Here is a 14,460-nt window from a genome sequence, read left to right as displayed (position 1 = left end):
AGCGGACCCTATCGCAGGGCGGTTTCCAGTTCCGCCAGGCGCCCGGGCGTGCCGACGTCGGTCCAGCGCCCGTCGTGGTGCTGGCCGGTGATCAGGTCGCTGTCCATGTGCGCGCGGAGCAGGGGCGCCAGGCGGAAGCGCGGCTTGCCGTCGGCGACCACACCGGCGTGTTCGTCCACGTGCTGCGCCCAGTCGTCCAGCAACGCGGGGCGATAAAGACCGATGCCCGCATAGGTCAGCCGTCGCGCGCCGTCGTGCCGCACATGGCCTTCCGCGTCGAGCGCGAAATCGCCGTGCGTGGCGTATCCGGGCGGATCCACCATCACCAGGTGCGCGAGCCCGCGGGGTTCGCGCGGGAGCCCGGCGAAGTCGAAATCGGTCCAGATGTCCCCGTTGACCAGCAGGAACGGCGCTTCCCCCAGCAGCGGGCGCGCATTGAGCATGCCGCCGCCGGTTTCCAGGGGCGTGTCGCCTTCGTAGAGATAGTGGATGCGCAGGCCCCAGCGTGCGCCGTCGCCGAGCGTGAGCGGGAAGTGGTCGGCCAGCCAACTGGTATTGACCACCACCTCCTGCACCCCGAGTGCCGCCAGCTTTTCCAGGTGCCAGACGATCAGCGGCTTGCCGCCCGCTTCGATCAGCGGCTTGGGCGTGTGGTCGGTCAGCGGCCGCATGCGCTCGCCCAGGCCTGCCGCGAACACCAGCGCCTTCATGCGATCTCACCGCGAGCGTGAAGGACGGGCTTGATGCGCGCATCGAGCAGCGTGCGCAGTCCCGCCAGCTCCGGATACCGCGGCAGCACTTCGTCGAGATAGCGGATGAAGCGCGGCACGTCCGGCAGGTAGCGCGTCTTGCCATCGCGGTAGTGGAGCCGCGAGAAGATGCCGAGGATTTTCAGGTGCCGCTGGATGCCCATCCAGTCCGCGTCGCGGAGAAAGACCTTGAGTTCCGGTACCGGCAGGCCGGCGCGCGTGGCGCGCGCGTGGTAACGCGCCAGCCAGCCATCGACACGCTCCAGCGGCCAGCTCAGGAACGCGTCCTTGAACAGGCTCATCGCGTCGTAGGCGATCGGCCCGCGCACGCAGTCCTGGAAATCGAGCACGGCGGGGCCCGGCGTCACCGGCATCAGATTGCGCGGCATGAAGTCGCGGTGCGTCAGCACGCGCGCCTGGGTCAGGGCGTTGTCCATCAGGCGGCGCTGCGCCAGTTCCAGCCCGTCCGCTTCGCCGCAATCGAGCGTCAACCCGAGGTGCCGGCGCAGGAACCATTCGTCGAACAGCCCGGCATCGCGTTGCAGCAGCGCCTCGCCGAACTCGCCCATGTCCTCGGGCGGCGCGATCGCCTGCAGGCGCAGCAACTGCTCGAGGGCGGCGTCGAACCAGGTGTCGGCATTGTCGTCGCTGATCACGTGCGCAAGCGTCGGCCCGCCGAGGTCCTCCAGCAGCAGGAAGCCAAGCGTGGTGTCGATGGCCAGCACCTCGGGCACGCGCACGCCGCCGTCCGCCAGCAACCCACGCATGGCCAGCCAGGGCCGCACGTCCTCAAGGCCCGGGGGCGAGTCCATCACGATGCGTCCGGGACCATCCCCCAGGCTGCGCCAGTAGCTGCGGAAACCCGCATCCATCGATGCGCGCTCCAGCTGCGCATAGGGGTCGCCGAGCGCACCGCGCGCCCATTCCAGGCGTTGGGCGCCTCGCCCGGAGGGGTCCTGAATCGTGGGGTTCATGCGGTTGTGGCCGGGCACTGGCGTCAAAGAGCTACAGGGTAAACTGGCGCCCTACCGACTTGCGAGGCTTGCATGGCCAAACTCCAACCCGTGCTGCTTTCCGGCGGCTCCGGCACGCGCCTGTGGCCCCTCTCGCGTGAGGCCTACCCGAAGCAGTTCCTGCCGTTGGCCGGCGACGACACCATGGTGCAGGCCACCTGGCGGCGCGTCGAAGCACTGGCCGACCTCGGCCCGATCGTGGTCGCCAACGAAGAACACCGTTTCCTGGTCGCCGAACAGCTGCGCCAGATCGGTGCGCCGGTACCGGCGATCCTGCTGGAGCCGGTCGGCCGCAATACCGCACCTGCGATCGCGGCCGCGGCGTTGCAGGCGATGGCGGGTGGCGCCGACCCGCTGCTGCTGGTGCTGCCCTCCGACCATGTCGTCCGCGACGTGGCCGGCTTCCAGCGCGCCGTGCGCGACGCCTCGGCGGCCGCCGAGGCGGGTGCGCTGGTTACCTTCGGCATCGTGCCCGATGCACCCGAAACCGGGTTCGGCTATATCCAGGCCGAGACGGGCGACGGGCTGCGCAAGGTCTCGCGCTTCGTCGAGAAGCCCGATGCCGCCACCGCCCAGTCGTACCTCGATGCGGGCGGCTATTACTGGAACAGCGGCATGTTCCTGTTCCGTGCGAGCCGCTTCCTGGAAGAACTCGCCCGATTCCGCCCCGACATCGTCGATGCCGTGCGTGCGGCGCACGCAGCCGCACGGCACGACGGCGATTTCGTGCGCCTGGACAAGGAGGCGTTCGCGGCGTGCCCCTCGGATTCCATCGACTACGCCGTGATGGAGAAGACCGCGGAGGCGATGGTGCTGCCGGTGGACATCGGCTGGAACGATGTGGGCAGCTGGTCCGCGTTGTGGGACGTGGCCGAGCGCGACGGCGACGGCAACGCGCACCATGGCGACGTGATCGCGGTCGACAGCCGCAACAGTTATGCGTACGCGCAACGCCTGGTGGCGTTGGTCGGCGTGGACGACATCGTGGTGGTGGAGACCGACGACGCGGTGCTGGTCGCGCGCAAGGATCGCGTGCAGGACGTCAAGCAGGTGGTCGCGCAACTGAAGAAGGAACAGCGCAGCCAGGCCGTCCTGCACCGCGAAGTGCATCGCCCGTGGGGCAGCTACGACTCCGTCGACAACGGGGGGCGCCACCAGGTGAAGCGCATCAAGGTCAAGCCCGGCGCCGCGCTGAGCCTGCAGATGCATCACCACCGCGCCGAGCACTGGATCGTCGTCAGTGGCACCGCCAAGGTGACCCGCGGCGACGAGACGCTGCTGCTGTCGGAAAACGAGAGCACGTATATCCCGCTCGGCGTGAAGCATCGGCTCGAGAATCCGGGCAAGGTGCCGCTGGAGCTGATCGAAGTTCAGTCCGGCAGCTACCTGGGCGAGGACGACATCGTGCGATTTGAGGACGTATACGGCCGCAGCCAGTGATCGATCCGCCGACTGCGTCCAACGCAAGAAAAAGGCCCCGCGAATGCGGGGCCTTTTTTTGTTCTGCAAATCACTTCTTCTTGCGAACGAAGCCGTAGATAACCAACAGTAGGATCGCACCGATCACCGAAGCGATGAAGCCGGTGGGTTCACCCGGGCTGTACCAGCCCAGTGCGCCGCCGATGAAGCGGGCCAGCAGGGCGCCCAGGATGCCGAGCACGATGGTCATGAAGAAGCCAAGCTTATCGTCGCCGGGCTTCAGGGCGCGTGCGAGCAGGCCGGCGAGGAAGCCGATGAGCAGGGTCCAGAGAATACCGCCACCAAAGATCTGTTCCATCGAATCGCTCCGGTTGGGAAGGTGTGGGGCGATGCGAGCCTAGCAGGCTGCCGGGCGCATGGGCCATCCCTTTGGCGCGGAAATGGAAACGCCGGGTTTCCCCGGCGCTTCGCGTACGGTGCGGCCAGCCGCTCAGCAGCAGCCGTGGTCGCCGTGCTGCTCGCCACCCGCCACGGCGGCCACGCCGGTCGTCTCGCCCCGCACGCTGGCCGCGTGGTGTTCGGCGATCACCCGGGCCACGCAGGCGGTGACCTTCTTGCCCATCGGGATGTGCAGGAATTCGTTCGGTCCGTGTGCGTTGGAATGCGGGCCGAGCACGCCGGTGATCATGAACTGCGCGCCGGGGAACTTCTCGCCCAGCATGCCCATGAACGGGATCGTGCCGCCTTCGCCCATGTACATCGCCGGCTTGCCGAAGAACTCGCGGCTGGACGCGTCGATCGCCTTCTCCAGCCACGGCGACATCGTCGGCGCATTCCAGCCGGTGCTGGCTTTTTCCAGTTCCAGACTGACCTGCGCGCCGTTGGGCGGATCCTTCTCCAGCAGGTCCTTCAGCAGCTGGCCGGCCTGCTTGCCTTCCAGGGTGGGAGGCAGGCGCAGCGACAGTTTCACCGAGGTATACGGGCGCAGCACGTTGCCCGCCGAGGACAACGGCGGCATGCCATCGACGCCGGTCACCGACAGCGCCGGGCGCCAGGTGCGGTTGAGGACCAACTGGGCCAGGTCGTCCGCCATCGGCGTCATGCCAGGCAGGAACGGGAACTTGTCGAATACCGCAGTGTCCAGCACGCGGGCGGCTTGCTGCGCCTGCGCCAGGCGATCCGCTGGGATATCCACCTGCAGGCCTTCGGGCAAAATGCGGCCGGTCTGCTCATCCTCCAGGCGCGACAGCAACTGGCGCAGCAGGCGGAAGCTCGACGGCACGATGCCCGACGCATCGCCGGAGTGCACGCCTTCCTCGAGCACCTTGACGGTGAAGTTGCCGCCGGCCAGCCCCCGCAGCGAGGTCGTGCACCATAGCTGCTCGTAGTTGCCGCAGCCGGAATCCAGGCACACCACCAGCGAGGGCTTGCCGATACGGTCGGCGAGATGGTCGACATAGGCGGGCAGGTCGTAGCTGCCGGACTCTTCGCAGGCCTCGATCAGGATCACGCAGCGCGCGTGCGGTGCGCCCTGCTGCTGCAGCGCCTGGATGGCGGCCAGCGAGCCGAAGATCGCATAGCCGTCGTCGGCGCCGCCGCGGCCGTACAGCTTGTCGCCCTTGATCACCGGCACCCACGGGCCCAGGTCGTCGTCCCAGCCGGTCATTTCCGGCTGCTTGTCCAGGTGGCCGTACAGCAGCACCGTGTCGGCGCCGGTGTCGGGGCCGGTGGCCGGGATCTCGATGAAGATCAGGGGCGTGCGCCCTTCCAGCCGGACCACCTCGACCTCCATGCCCGGCACCGGCTGGGCCTTCGCCCAGCGCTCCATCAGCTGCACCGCCTGTTCCATGTACCCGTTGGCCACCCAGTCCTTGTCGAACATCGGCGACTTGTTCGGGATGCGGATGTATTCGACCAGTTGCGGGACGATCTCGTCGTCCCATTTTTCGGCAACGTAGCGGTCGACTTTGGCGGTATCCATGACAACTCCGGGTACTGGATGCGATGACCGCCCATTCTACGCCCCTAAGGGGTAGGACTTTTCCTACATCCTCGCGCGGCGTTTACGGGCAGACCCGCGCGCGCGCAGGCGATACCTTGGCTCCCATGGGCGCTGGAGACTCTCCACACCGTCGCAGGCGGCGGAAACAGGTGGATGCCGCAATGCATCCGTCTTCCATGGAGAGTCCAACGTCACAAGGAGAGTCGTCATGAAGTCATTGATCCAGTTTGCCAAGGTCATCGCGCTGTCGTTGCTGTTGGCCGTGCCGGCGCTGGCGGCGGAGAAGGTCAACATCAATACGGCCGACGCCGCCGCGCTGGACCGGGTGCTGGTCGGCGTGGGGCCGTCCAAGGCCGCCGCGATCGTGGAGTACCGCAAGGCCAACGGCCCGTTCAAGAGCGCTGAAGAACTGGCGATGGTGAAGGGCATCGGCCTGAGCCTGGTGGAGCAGAACCGGGAGCGCATCGAGCTGCGCACCGGCGCGGCGCAAGCCAAGCCTGCCGCCGCAAGTGCCGCCAAGCCGAAGCCGGTGGCCAGGCGTTGATCAATTCCCGCATGCGGCAGTTTCCACAGGATGTGGACACCTCATGCAGGGGCAGGATGCCGGGGGGAACCAGGCAGGACGCCGACAAGGACGTACTTATCGAGCGAGGGATTCGCGGTGACCAGGGTTGACCCTGGTGGAAGGCAGGAGCCGACACGGAAGTGAGCATCGCCCGGGCGCGCAGGATGTGTGCCCGGGCGATGTGCTTTCTGCGATAAGTGGAGGTCGAGGGGCACAGGTGATGTCGGGCTAGAATCGCGCATCGACATTGGGTGGGGTTCTCATGCGGGAGGCATCGCACGTCATTCCGGCCAACGAGTACCGGCGCGAGCGCTGGAAGAACGGACTCGGATGGACGCGCGAGATCATCCGTGTTCCCGACGACGACGCCTGGCGTTGGCGGTTGTCGATCGCGGAAATCGAGCGCGATGCGGCCTTCTCGTCGTTTCCCGGCGTCGACCGGGAACTTGTGCTGGTGCGCGGGAATGGGCTGCGCCTCCGCTTCACCGATGGGCGCTGCGTAACGCTTGAGCCGCCGCACGGAAAGCTGCGCTTCCGGGGTGAAGACGACGTGCACGGCGAACTGGTCGATGGCCTGACGCACGACTTCAATCTGATGTGGCGGCGCGATGCGGTGCGGGCGGAGTTGTTCCATCGCCCGCTGGTGGGGACGATGTTGTTCTTTGCCGAACCCGGCGTCACCTGGGCGATCCATTTGCTGGCGGGGCAGGCAGTGTTCGATATCGCGGACGGGTTGCCTCCGCTCTGGACCGGAGACACGGCGTTCCTCGTGTCGACGGAAGGCCGCAGGCGATACGCGCTGCAGGGGGGAGGTGAGCTGCTGGCCATCCGTATCGAGGATTCCGCGCGGCGTGATGCCTCGTTGTGACGGCGCGGTATCAGTACACGTCGCGGCGGTAACGACCCATGCCGAGCAGCGCTTCCACCCGGGCATCGCCAAGCACTTCACGCAGGACCTCATCCACGCCCGGCGCCATGCCCTCCAGGCTGCCGCAGACGTAAATCGCGGCACCCGCGTCGATCCAGTCGCGCAGCCGCTGTGACTGCGCCCGCAACGCATGCTGTACGTAGCGATGCGATCCGCCATCGCGTGAGAACACCAGGTCCAGATGCTCCAGGTGGCCCTCGGCCTTCCAACGCGCGAGCTCTTCGCCGTGGAAGTCGTCGTGCGCACGCTGGCGCTCACCGAACAGCAACCAGTTGCGGTGCGCACCCACGCGCTCCTGCGCACGCAGGTGCGCACGCAGGCCCGCCAGTCCCGTTCCGTTACCGATCAGGATCATCGGCACGTCGGGCGCGGGTGCGTGGAAATTGGGATTGCGGCGGATGCGCAACGCGATGCCGTCTCCGGGCACGGCATGCCGGCACAGCCAGCCGCTGCCCAATCCCGGCGCACCGTCCTCGCGCGTCATCAGACGTACCAGTAGGTGCAGGGCACCGTCGCTCGGGATCGAGGCGATCGAATATTCACGATGGGGCAACGGCACGGCCGCGTCCGCCACGGATTGCGCCGAGACGGTGCCCGGATGGGCCGGCATCGAAGGCCATTGGCTTGCCGCCACCACATCGGCCAGTGAGCAATGTTCGCCCTGCCAGGTCACGCGTTCATCGGGCGAGCAGCCGATCGATTGCAGGAAGGCGTGGACGTCGGCGCGCGCATGCCGCGGACCGATCTCGACGATATCGCCGGCCTCCCACTGCGCGGATGCTGCGGCAGGAGGCGCGAGGGAAATGTGGAACGCGGGACCGCCCAGGCTGCCGGGATTCAGCTCCCGACGCTCGGCCAACGACCACGTCGCATAACGCGGCGCTTCCCAGTCGGGAAGATCGGCACTCCCACTGATCTGGCCCAGATGGTGTTGCCAGTGGCGCAGGGCGCCGTCGTCCGCATTGTCGACTTCGACCAGATCGAACAGGGGCTGCGCAGCGTGCCGGCGCAGCCAGTCGTCCAACTGGTGGCCGAAGGCACAGAAGTGCTGGTACTCGCGATCGCCGAGGGCGAGGACGGCGTAGCGGAAATGCGCCAGCGTCGCGGGACGGCCCATCACCGATCGTACGAATCCCAACGCCGGATCCGGCGGGTCGCCTTCCCCCGTGGTGCTGACGATGAAGAGCGCTTGCGGGATGGTGGCCAGTCGTTCGCCATCCAGATGTTCGAGGGCGCAGCGCTGCACCTGCATGCCGGCCTTGCGCAGGGATTCCGCTGTCAGGTCGGCCAGTTCGATGGCGAAACCGGTCTGGCTCGCATGCACGATCCACGTAGCGTCGTGCGGCACCGCATCGCTTGGCGACACCGCGCGATCCCGTCGGTGCGCCCACCACAGCCAGCCGGCCGTGAGTCCGACGTAGGCGAACAGGGCAGCACCCGCCACGGCCCATCGTGCGGTCGCGGGCGTGGCCACCCACCAGTCGCCGCCCTGCCAACGGGCCATCAATACGGCGATAGCAGCGAGCACCGCCAACACGAGCGCATTGCCCACGCGTGCGCGGAAAGTGGATCCCACCGGCATCCGACTCATGCGTCGAGATGCCGTTCGAAGGCCGCGGTCGCGCGTTCCACCAGGCCTTCAGGGGTGCGTTCGAGGAAGCGGGCGGCCAGGCCGAGCGCCGCGGCATGCGCGTGGCCCGCCTGCGTGCCCATCACGGTGAGCGCCGTCGCCCAGGCATCCGCCTGCATCGCGGTATCGGCGACGACGGTGACGGCGGCCGCCACGTCATTGACCGGAACGCCGGTGCGAGGATCGATCGTGTGCGAGTAGCGCGTGCCGTCATGTTCGTAGGCATGCCAGCGATCGCCCGAGGTGGCCACGGCGATGCCGTCCAGTCGCAGCACGCGAGGCTCCAGGCCCTCGCTGTCGGCCTCCTCGTCCGGGGACGATTCGACCAGCACGCGCCACGGCTGCCCGTCGGGTTTGCGACCGTAGCCATAGAGTTCGCCACCGACCTCGACCAGAGCAGCGTCGATCCCGCGTTGCCGGAGCAACGTGACCACCACGTCCACGCCGTAGCCCTTGGCGATCGCCGACAGATCCAGGGTGATACCGCCATGCTGGAGTACGCGGCCGGCCGTCGGATCGAATGACAGGTGTTTCCACCCGACGCGCTCACGCGCCTGCGCCAGCGCCGTATCGGACGGGCGACCGCGCGCATGGGCATGCGCGCCGAAGCCCCAGGCCGCGACGAGCGGGGAGATGGTCGGATCGAAGGCGCCTTCGCTGCGTGCGGCGACCTCCAGGGCAGCGGCCAGGACGGTGGCGAACCCTCCCGGCAGCACGCACCAGGTGCCGGCATCCGCGCGGTTGAAACGGCTGATGTCCGAATCCGGTTCCCAGGTGCTCATCTCGGCGACCACGCGGTCGAGACGCGCCTGCACGGCGTCATGCAGCGTGTGCAGATCCGTACGCATGCGCGCATGGAAGCGCACCGACCAGGTCGTGCCCATCGTGTGCCCATGCAGGGCCTGCACGGGCGTTGTCGGTGCGGAAGAAGCGGAGAGAGTCGCGTTCATGCGGTAACGCCGCCGGACCGGAGCCCGGCGACGCGTTGCGGCTTACTGCGGAAGCACTTCCAGCGTGGCCACGTAGCTCAGGCGACGCTGCTTGGCCTGCGGAATCGTGGTCTTGGTGTCTTCCGTGCCGGTTTCCAGCCAGTACATGCCGGCTTCCGGCCAGGTCACGCTGAACTCGCCGTTGGCGTCGGTGGTGACCTTGATCTCGTCCTGGGCGTTGCGGTACCGCGTGCCGCCGCGGGTGATCTCGAACTCCAGGCCCGCTGCCGGCTTGCCGTCGACCAGCATCTTGAACTTGGCCTGCTCGCCGGCAAACAGATCGTTGGGGTGCGTCACGGGCAAAAGCTCGAGGCCCTCACCGGTCGCCTTCAGCGCGGTGTCGTTCGGCGAACCATTGGTCACGAACGTCTCGACGCGGCCGACGGACTGCGAGACCTGCAGGTTCTTCGCGTCCTTCGGCACCTTGGTGGCGAGGTCCTCGGGCTTGGCGCCGCGCAGGCCGGCCGGCTTGCCGTCGGCGCCTTCCCAGCGGACCATCAGGCCCTTGTTGACGGTCGCGATGCGGTAGGTGCCCTGCTGCTTCAGTTCGACGTCGAACACGGTGCGGTACTTGCCCGTGGCGAGGTTCTGCGCCTCCGCCGTGCTGCCGTCCGGCGCGGTGATGACCAGGCCTTCGGTGCGCAGCGGCACGTGGTTGAAGTAGAACAGGTCGTTGGACACTGCGGCATCCACCGTGATCCACGGATTGGTGCCGGCGATGACGGTCTGCGACGGCATCATCCAGGCCTTGTGGGCCAGGGCGCTGGCGGGAATGACGGAGGCCAGGGCAATGGCCACGGCAAGGGAACGCTTCATCGGAATCTCCAGCTGCGTACGTGGAAGGGGATCAGGGTTTGACGGACAGGGTGACGGCGCCGAGTTCGGTGGTGCCTTGCGCCTTGCCGGTCTGCGGCGGCTTCTTGGCCGGCCAGCTGAAGGGGATCTTCAGCAGTTCGCGGCCACCGACTTCGCGCGCGGCCTCGACGACCAGCGTGTAGTCGCCCGGCGCCAGGTTGGCCAGCTGCGGTTGCTTGTCGGTGAAGCTCAGGGCGTGCTTGCCCACCGGCTTGGTCGGGCCGGTGACGCCATCCACCGGCACCTTCAGCGTGCGGCCGGACTTGCGCCACCACTGGCGCATGTCGGGCAACCACTTGGTGCCGTGGCCTTCGGCGGTGTCGCGCTGCTGGTACCAGACCGACAGGTTGGCGGCGACCTTCTGGTCGGCGCCCTCGATCCAGATCGCCACGTACGGGCGGTGGTATTCGGCGACGTTGAGCTTGGGGACTTCGACATTGATGTCCAGGGTGGCGGCGTAGGCCGGCGCGGCCAGCAGGCCGCTGAGTGCGATGGTCAGCGTGGTGTGGACGGCGATCTTGGACATGCGGTCACTCGTGGGTGCGGGGAGGGGGATCAGTGGATGAAGAGCAGGGCGATCAGCAGCGGCACCAACAGGCCCAGGCCGACCATCGGCCAGGTCATGCGGCGCTGGCGGCCGTGCAGGTAGAGCAGGAACAACCCGGTGATGCAGAACACCAGGCAGGCCACCGCGAAGATGTCCAGGAACCAACTCCAGGCCGTTCCGGCATTGCGGCCCTTGTGCAGGTCGTTGAAGTAGGAGATCCAGCCGCGGTTCGTGCGCTCGAACTCCACGGCGCCGGTCTCGCGGTCGATGCTCAACCAGGCGTCGGTGCCGGGGCCCGGCATGGAGAGGTACACCTCGACATCGGACCATTCCGCCTGTCGCGTACCGATGGCGATGGACAACTCGTCTTCCAGCCACCCGGCAACCGGCGGCGGCAGCGGCGCGTTGCCTTCCTGGCGATCGCCCATGCCGGCGAGCACGGGCGCCGGCAACGTGGCCGTGCGGTTGCTGACCTCGGGCTTGGCTTCGATCCGGGCGGCATGGTTGAGCGTGATGCCGGTGATCGTGAACAGCAGCATCCCCACCAGACAGACCGCCGAACTGATCCAGTGCCACTGATGCAGCGTGCGCAGCCAGAAGCCACGGCGTTGCTGTTGCAGGGCGGGGGAGGCGGATGGGGACAACGGCGTCTCGAAGGCAGGAGGGCGCGGGGCGGCCATTACATCACAGATGAGAATGGCTCTCAATTGAAGAGTGTTCCCCTTCCCGCAGGAAGGGGAACGTCCCAAGGCCTCAGAAGTTGACGTTGAGGCTCAGCCACAGGTTCCGCGACTTGTCCTTGTTGTTGTAGTCGTCGAGGTAGCTGGGTGCGTACGCACCGCTGGCGTCCTGCGTCCACACCGTCTGGAACGTGGTGAAGTCTTCGTCCAGCAGGTTGTTGATGCGGCCGGACAGCGAGACGTGCTCGTTGAACCGGTACTGCGCGCCCAGGTGCAGGACGGTGTAGTCCTCGTAGTCGCGTCGCACACCGTTAATGACGTCGCGATAGCGCTTCGAGCGCGCTTCCGCCAGCAACTGCAGACTGAAGTTCTCCGTCGCCTGCCAGTTGAGGCTCGTGTTCGCCATGTGCTTGGCGGTATTCGTGAGCGGAAGACCCTGCTGCGCACCACTCAGCTGCTCGCTGTCGGTGTAGGTGTAGTTGGCGCGCAGCGACAGCGCGTCGGTGATGCCCCAACGGCCCGCCACTTCGACGCCCTGGATGCGCACTTCGTCGATGTTGATGTTCTGCGCATACGTGGTGTAGCCGAGCTGCGCGTAGTCGCCCAGGTTCGCGCAGGGGCGCACGCCGCCGGTCTGTTCGCAGCTCAGGCTGGTCTCGCCGCGGGCGATCTTGTCGTCGAAGTCGTTGCGGAACACCGTGAGATTGAAGGTGTGCGCGTCGTCGGCCGAGGTCCAGTAGACCGCGATCTCGCTGTTGATGCTGGTTTCCGGCTGCAGGTCGGGATTGCCGACGAAGGGCGAAGTGCCCTGGCCGCCGAAGCCGGTGATGCCGTCGTACAGGTCGGTCGTCTTGGGCGTCTTGAAGCCCGTGCTCACGCCACCCTTCACCGTCCATGCATCGCTGACGTCCCACACGGCGTACGCGCGCGGACTGAGATGGCTGCCGAACACGTTGTGGTCGTCGTGACGCAGGCCCAGCGTGATGGTCAGGCGCTCGATCGGCTTCCAGTTGTCCTCGGCGAAGACGGACCACATCTTGTGGTCCTGCACGGTGCCGCCGCCGTCGCCGCCGCCTTCCATGCCGAACACGCCGTCTTCCAGTTCACCGTCGATGGCCTGTCCGCCGACGATGAAGTGGTGCGCGTCGCCGACGGCGAAGTCCAGCTTGGCGTCCAGCGTGTACTGGCGGCTTTCCATGGTGCGCTTCGGGCGCGGCAGGAAGGTATCCACAGCCAACTGCTGGCGCTGCGCGCGCGTCAGCCCTGCGTACGCGCCCGTCGCGCAGGTCGCGGCGTTGTTGCAGTAGATGTCCCGATGCAGCAGGCGTTCGGCGACGGTGAACGGGAGCGTGCGTCCATGGTTGCCGGTGTCGATGTGCGCGAGCGAGACGAAGCTGTTGCCGAACGCCCATTGGCCCTGGTGGGTCACTGACCATTGGTCGCGGGTGAACTCCTGGTCCGCGGCGTAGCCGACCTGCGGCGCAGCGCGCCAAATGCCGGCCAGGCCGTCCACCGTGCCCAGCGGGTAGGTCTCGGTGCCCAGATTGTTGAGGTACGGCGTGTTGTCGTACACCTGCTTGGAGGTGTCGTAGTCGAAGATCACGCTCTGAGTGTCGGTCGGCGTCCAGCTCAACGTCACGCCGGCGCTCTTGTTGGTGTTGTCCACCGTCTTGCCGCCGCCGCCGAAGCCGAGTGCACGCTCGAACACGGTGCCATCAGGTGCCGTGATGGTTTCGTACTCCGGCGTGGAGGCATCGCGCTCGTACCACGATCCGCGCACGCCCAGGCCCAGGCGGTCCTTCACCAGCGGCCCCATCAACGCAAAGTCGGCGGTGCTGTCGCTTCCGAAGTCGCTGTTCTCCTGAATGCTGCGACCGAGGGTCGCCGAACCGCGCCAGCGGTCGGAGACCTTGCGCGTGATGATGTTGATGACGCCACCCAGCGCATCCGCGCCGTGCAGGGTGGACGCCGGGCCGCGGATGACCTCGATGCGCTCGATCATGTCCAGCGGCGGAATGTGGTTGAACTGGTTGCCGCCGAAGGAGTTCGGATAAATGTCGCCGTGGTTGTTCTGGCGCCTGCCGTCGATCAGGATCAGCGTGTAATCCGGGCCCATGCCGCGGATGCTCACCGTTTTCTGGCCGGTCTTGTCTGAGGTTTCGCCGACGTCGACGCCTTCCAGGTCGCGGACGGCATCGATCAGGGTGATGTAGGGCCGCTGGCGCAACTCTTCGCGCGTGATCACGCTGATGCTGGCGGGCGCGTCGGTGATCTTCTGCTCGAAGCCGGAGGCCGTCACGACCACCGTGTCGAGGGTGTTGGCATCGGAGGCATCCGGCGCTGTCTGGGCGACCGCGGGTGCGGTGGCGAAGGCCAGCAGGGCGATGGCGAGGGGATGGCGGCGCAGCGGCGCGGGCACGGACGTGCGGGTGACGTTCATGGGGTCTTGTCTGATGGGATGAAGAAAGGGGCGGCCTTCGCGCGGAAGCGCGGGCTGCAGGGAGCGAACAGCGAAGGGCGGCCGGATCGGGCCGCAGGATGCGGATCAGGCGGCCGGAGGCGCCTGGCCGTAGTGGAGGCTCAACGCGGGGTCGGGCCGATGCAATGCGCCGGGAGCAGCCGGCATGGCCGGGATTGCGCGTGAACGCATGTCCGGCACAGGCAGCGATGCCTGCAGGGTGAATGCGACGCCACGCGCATACTGTGGGGCGCGCTCGGTCAGCACCTTCAGCGCGGTGAGCCTGGCTTTCTTGGCCGGCGTGTCCCGATGCTGCTCCTCGCGGGGTTCACCGTGGTCGCGCAGGTCGTGGAAGACGAAGGCCGGTGCGGTGGCCGCGTCGGATTCGCTAGCGGCTGAGGTATGCGACAGATCGGGGAGGCCCGAACCCAGCAGCAGCGCCAGGCCGAATACGAACAATGCCCAGCCGGCCACGCGCTTCCATGGCGCGTGCGCCATCCCATGCGCAGGCATGGCGGTCGGCTTGTCAGGCGGCTGGTTCAAGAAGGTCCCCTGGCCCGCCGTGCAAGCGAGCCGTAACGGACATTCTAGATAAGAATACTTATCAAGTGCAAACAAGGTTGGC

General features: G+C 67.2%; 14 protein-coding genes. 3 read left to right on the top strand and 11 right to left on the bottom strand.

All coding sequences use genetic code 11. The features are described 5' to 3' along the window. Nucleotides 1-8: 8 nt before the first annotated feature. Both murU and BLT45_RS13060 read right to left on the bottom strand, forming a co-directional pair. Nucleotides 9-710 carry an N-acetylmuramate alpha-1-phosphate uridylyltransferase MurU gene (gene murU, locus BLT45_RS13065; RefSeq protein ID WP_093300732.1) on the bottom strand — a complete coding sequence of 234 codons (702 nt, stop codon included), beginning with the start codon at nucleotides 708-710 and terminating at the stop codon, nucleotides 9-11. Then, complete coding sequence (locus BLT45_RS13060) at nucleotides 707-1,723, bottom strand: aminoglycoside phosphotransferase family protein (RefSeq protein ID WP_093300729.1); 1,017 nt, start codon at nucleotides 1,721-1,723, stop codon at nucleotides 707-709. The genes murU and BLT45_RS13060 overlap by 4 nt, the downstream gene beginning before the upstream one ends. 72 nt (nucleotides 1,724-1,795) lie before the next feature. Here BLT45_RS13060 and BLT45_RS13055 point away from each other — a divergent pair, with 72 nt between their 5' ends. Next, on the top strand, nucleotides 1,796-3,202 hold the full coding sequence (locus tag BLT45_RS13055; RefSeq protein WP_093300725.1) for a mannose-1-phosphate guanylyltransferase/mannose-6-phosphate isomerase: 1,407 nt from the start codon (nucleotides 1,796-1,798) through the stop codon (nucleotides 3,200-3,202). 70 nt (nucleotides 3,203-3,272) lie between these two features. Here BLT45_RS13055 and BLT45_RS13050 read toward each other — a convergent pair whose 3' ends face one another. Both BLT45_RS13050 and BLT45_RS13045 read right to left on the bottom strand, forming a co-directional pair. Further along, entirely contained in the window at nucleotides 3,273-3,539 is a 267-nt protein-coding gene (locus BLT45_RS13050) for a GlsB/YeaQ/YmgE family stress response membrane protein (RefSeq protein WP_093300722.1), read from the bottom strand. 132 nt (nucleotides 3,540-3,671) lie between these two features. Further along, nucleotides 3,672-5,162, bottom strand: a complete 1,491-nt coding sequence (locus BLT45_RS13045; protein WP_093300718.1) for a M20 family metallopeptidase — start codon at nucleotides 5,160-5,162, stop codon at nucleotides 3,672-3,674. Between the two features lie 229 nt (nucleotides 5,163-5,391). On the opposite strand from BLT45_RS13045, the gene BLT45_RS13040 reads away from it, so the two are divergent. Both BLT45_RS13040 and BLT45_RS13035 read left to right on the top strand, forming a co-directional pair. Continuing rightward, nucleotides 5,392-5,727 carry a ComEA family DNA-binding protein gene (locus tag BLT45_RS13040; protein ID WP_093300715.1) on the top strand — a complete coding sequence of 112 codons (336 nt, stop codon included), beginning with the start codon at nucleotides 5,392-5,394 and terminating at the stop codon, nucleotides 5,725-5,727. Nucleotides 5,728-6,010: 283 nt separating this feature from the next. After that, a complete protein-coding gene (locus BLT45_RS13035) occupies nucleotides 6,011-6,616 on the top strand; it encodes a HutD/Ves family protein (protein WP_093300712.1) in 606 nt (201 codons plus the stop codon). A gap of 10 nt (nucleotides 6,617-6,626) precedes the next feature. Here BLT45_RS13035 and BLT45_RS13030 read toward each other — a convergent pair whose 3' ends face one another. The 7 genes from BLT45_RS13030 to BLT45_RS13000 form a co-directional block, all read right to left on the bottom strand. Beyond that, entirely contained in the window at nucleotides 6,627-8,258 is a 1,632-nt protein-coding gene (locus BLT45_RS13030; RefSeq protein WP_254771911.1) for a sulfite reductase subunit alpha, read from the bottom strand. 5 nt (nucleotides 8,259-8,263) lie between these two features. After that, nucleotides 8,264-9,256, bottom strand: a complete 993-nt coding sequence (locus tag BLT45_RS13025; RefSeq protein WP_093300706.1) for an FAD:protein FMN transferase — start codon at nucleotides 9,254-9,256, stop codon at nucleotides 8,264-8,266. A gap of 42 nt (nucleotides 9,257-9,298) precedes the next feature. Continuing rightward, complete coding sequence (locus BLT45_RS13020; protein ID WP_093300702.1) at nucleotides 9,299-10,111, bottom strand: DUF4198 domain-containing protein; 813 nt, start codon at nucleotides 10,109-10,111, stop codon at nucleotides 9,299-9,301. 31 nt (nucleotides 10,112-10,142) lie between these two features. Beyond that, on the bottom strand, nucleotides 10,143-10,676 hold the full coding sequence (locus BLT45_RS13015; RefSeq protein WP_093300698.1) for a DUF2271 domain-containing protein: 534 nt from the start codon (nucleotides 10,674-10,676) through the stop codon (nucleotides 10,143-10,145). 29 nt (nucleotides 10,677-10,705) lie between these two features. Beyond that, nucleotides 10,706-11,377: a PepSY-associated TM helix domain-containing protein gene (locus tag BLT45_RS13010; protein WP_093300695.1), complete on the bottom strand. Its 672-nt coding sequence runs from the start codon at nucleotides 11,375-11,377 to the stop codon at nucleotides 10,706-10,708. A gap of 73 nt (nucleotides 11,378-11,450) precedes the next feature. After that, nucleotides 11,451-13,817 carry a TonB-dependent receptor domain-containing protein gene (locus BLT45_RS13005; protein ID WP_093300691.1) on the bottom strand — a complete coding sequence of 789 codons (2,367 nt, stop codon included), beginning with the start codon at nucleotides 13,815-13,817 and terminating at the stop codon, nucleotides 11,451-11,453. 105 nt (nucleotides 13,818-13,922) lie between these two features. Then, nucleotides 13,923-14,378: a hypothetical protein gene (locus BLT45_RS13000; protein ID WP_139188015.1), complete on the bottom strand. Its 456-nt coding sequence runs from the start codon at nucleotides 14,376-14,378 to the stop codon at nucleotides 13,923-13,925. Nucleotides 14,379-14,460: the final 82 nt, after the last annotated feature.

Source organism: Pseudoxanthomonas sp. CF385 (assembly GCF_900104255.1).
GTDB lineage: Bacteria > Pseudomonadota > Gammaproteobacteria > Xanthomonadales > Xanthomonadaceae > Pseudoxanthomonas_A.
Note: the sequence above shows the minus strand (reverse complement) of the source record. Positions and strands in the feature narration are given on the sequence as shown.

Excerpts from the sequence above, each read along its gene's own strand:
- BLT45_RS13010 (WP_093300695.1), bottom strand. The coding sequence starts at position 11,377 with ATGGCCGCCCCGCGCCCTCCTGCCTTCGAGACGCCGTTGTCCCCATCC.
- BLT45_RS13015 (WP_093300698.1), bottom strand. The coding sequence starts at position 10,676 with ATGTCCAAGATCGCCGTCCACACCACGCTGACCATCGCACTCAGCGGC.
- BLT45_RS13050 (WP_093300722.1), bottom strand. The coding sequence starts at position 3,539 with ATGGAACAGATCTTTGGTGGCGGTATTCTCTGGACCCTGCTCATCGGC.
- BLT45_RS13030 (WP_254771911.1), bottom strand. The coding sequence starts at position 8,258 with ATGCCGGTGGGATCCACTTTCCGCGCACGCGTGGGCAATGCGCTCGTG.
- BLT45_RS13005 (WP_093300691.1), bottom strand. The coding sequence starts at position 13,817 with ATGAACGTCACCCGCACGTCCGTGCCCGCGCCGCTGCGCCGCCATCCC.
- BLT45_RS13025 (WP_093300706.1), bottom strand. The coding sequence starts at position 9,256 with ATGAACGCGACTCTCTCCGCTTCTTCCGCACCGACAACGCCCGTGCAG.
- BLT45_RS13035 (WP_093300712.1), top strand. The coding sequence starts at position 6,011 with ATGCGGGAGGCATCGCACGTCATTCCGGCCAACGAGTACCGGCGCGAG.
- murU (WP_093300732.1), bottom strand. The coding sequence starts at position 710 with ATGAAGGCGCTGGTGTTCGCGGCAGGCCTGGGCGAGCGCATGCGGCCG.
- BLT45_RS13020 (WP_093300702.1), bottom strand. The coding sequence starts at position 10,111 with ATGAAGCGTTCCCTTGCCGTGGCCATTGCCCTGGCCTCCGTCATTCCC.
- BLT45_RS13060 (WP_093300729.1), bottom strand. The coding sequence starts at position 1,723 with ATGAACCCCACGATTCAGGACCCCTCCGGGCGAGGCGCCCAACGCCTG.
- BLT45_RS13045 (WP_093300718.1), bottom strand. The coding sequence starts at position 5,162 with ATGGATACCGCCAAAGTCGACCGCTACGTTGCCGAAAAATGGGACGAC.
- BLT45_RS13040 (WP_093300715.1), top strand. The coding sequence starts at position 5,392 with ATGAAGTCATTGATCCAGTTTGCCAAGGTCATCGCGCTGTCGTTGCTG.
- BLT45_RS13055 (WP_093300725.1), top strand. The coding sequence starts at position 1,796 with ATGGCCAAACTCCAACCCGTGCTGCTTTCCGGCGGCTCCGGCACGCGC.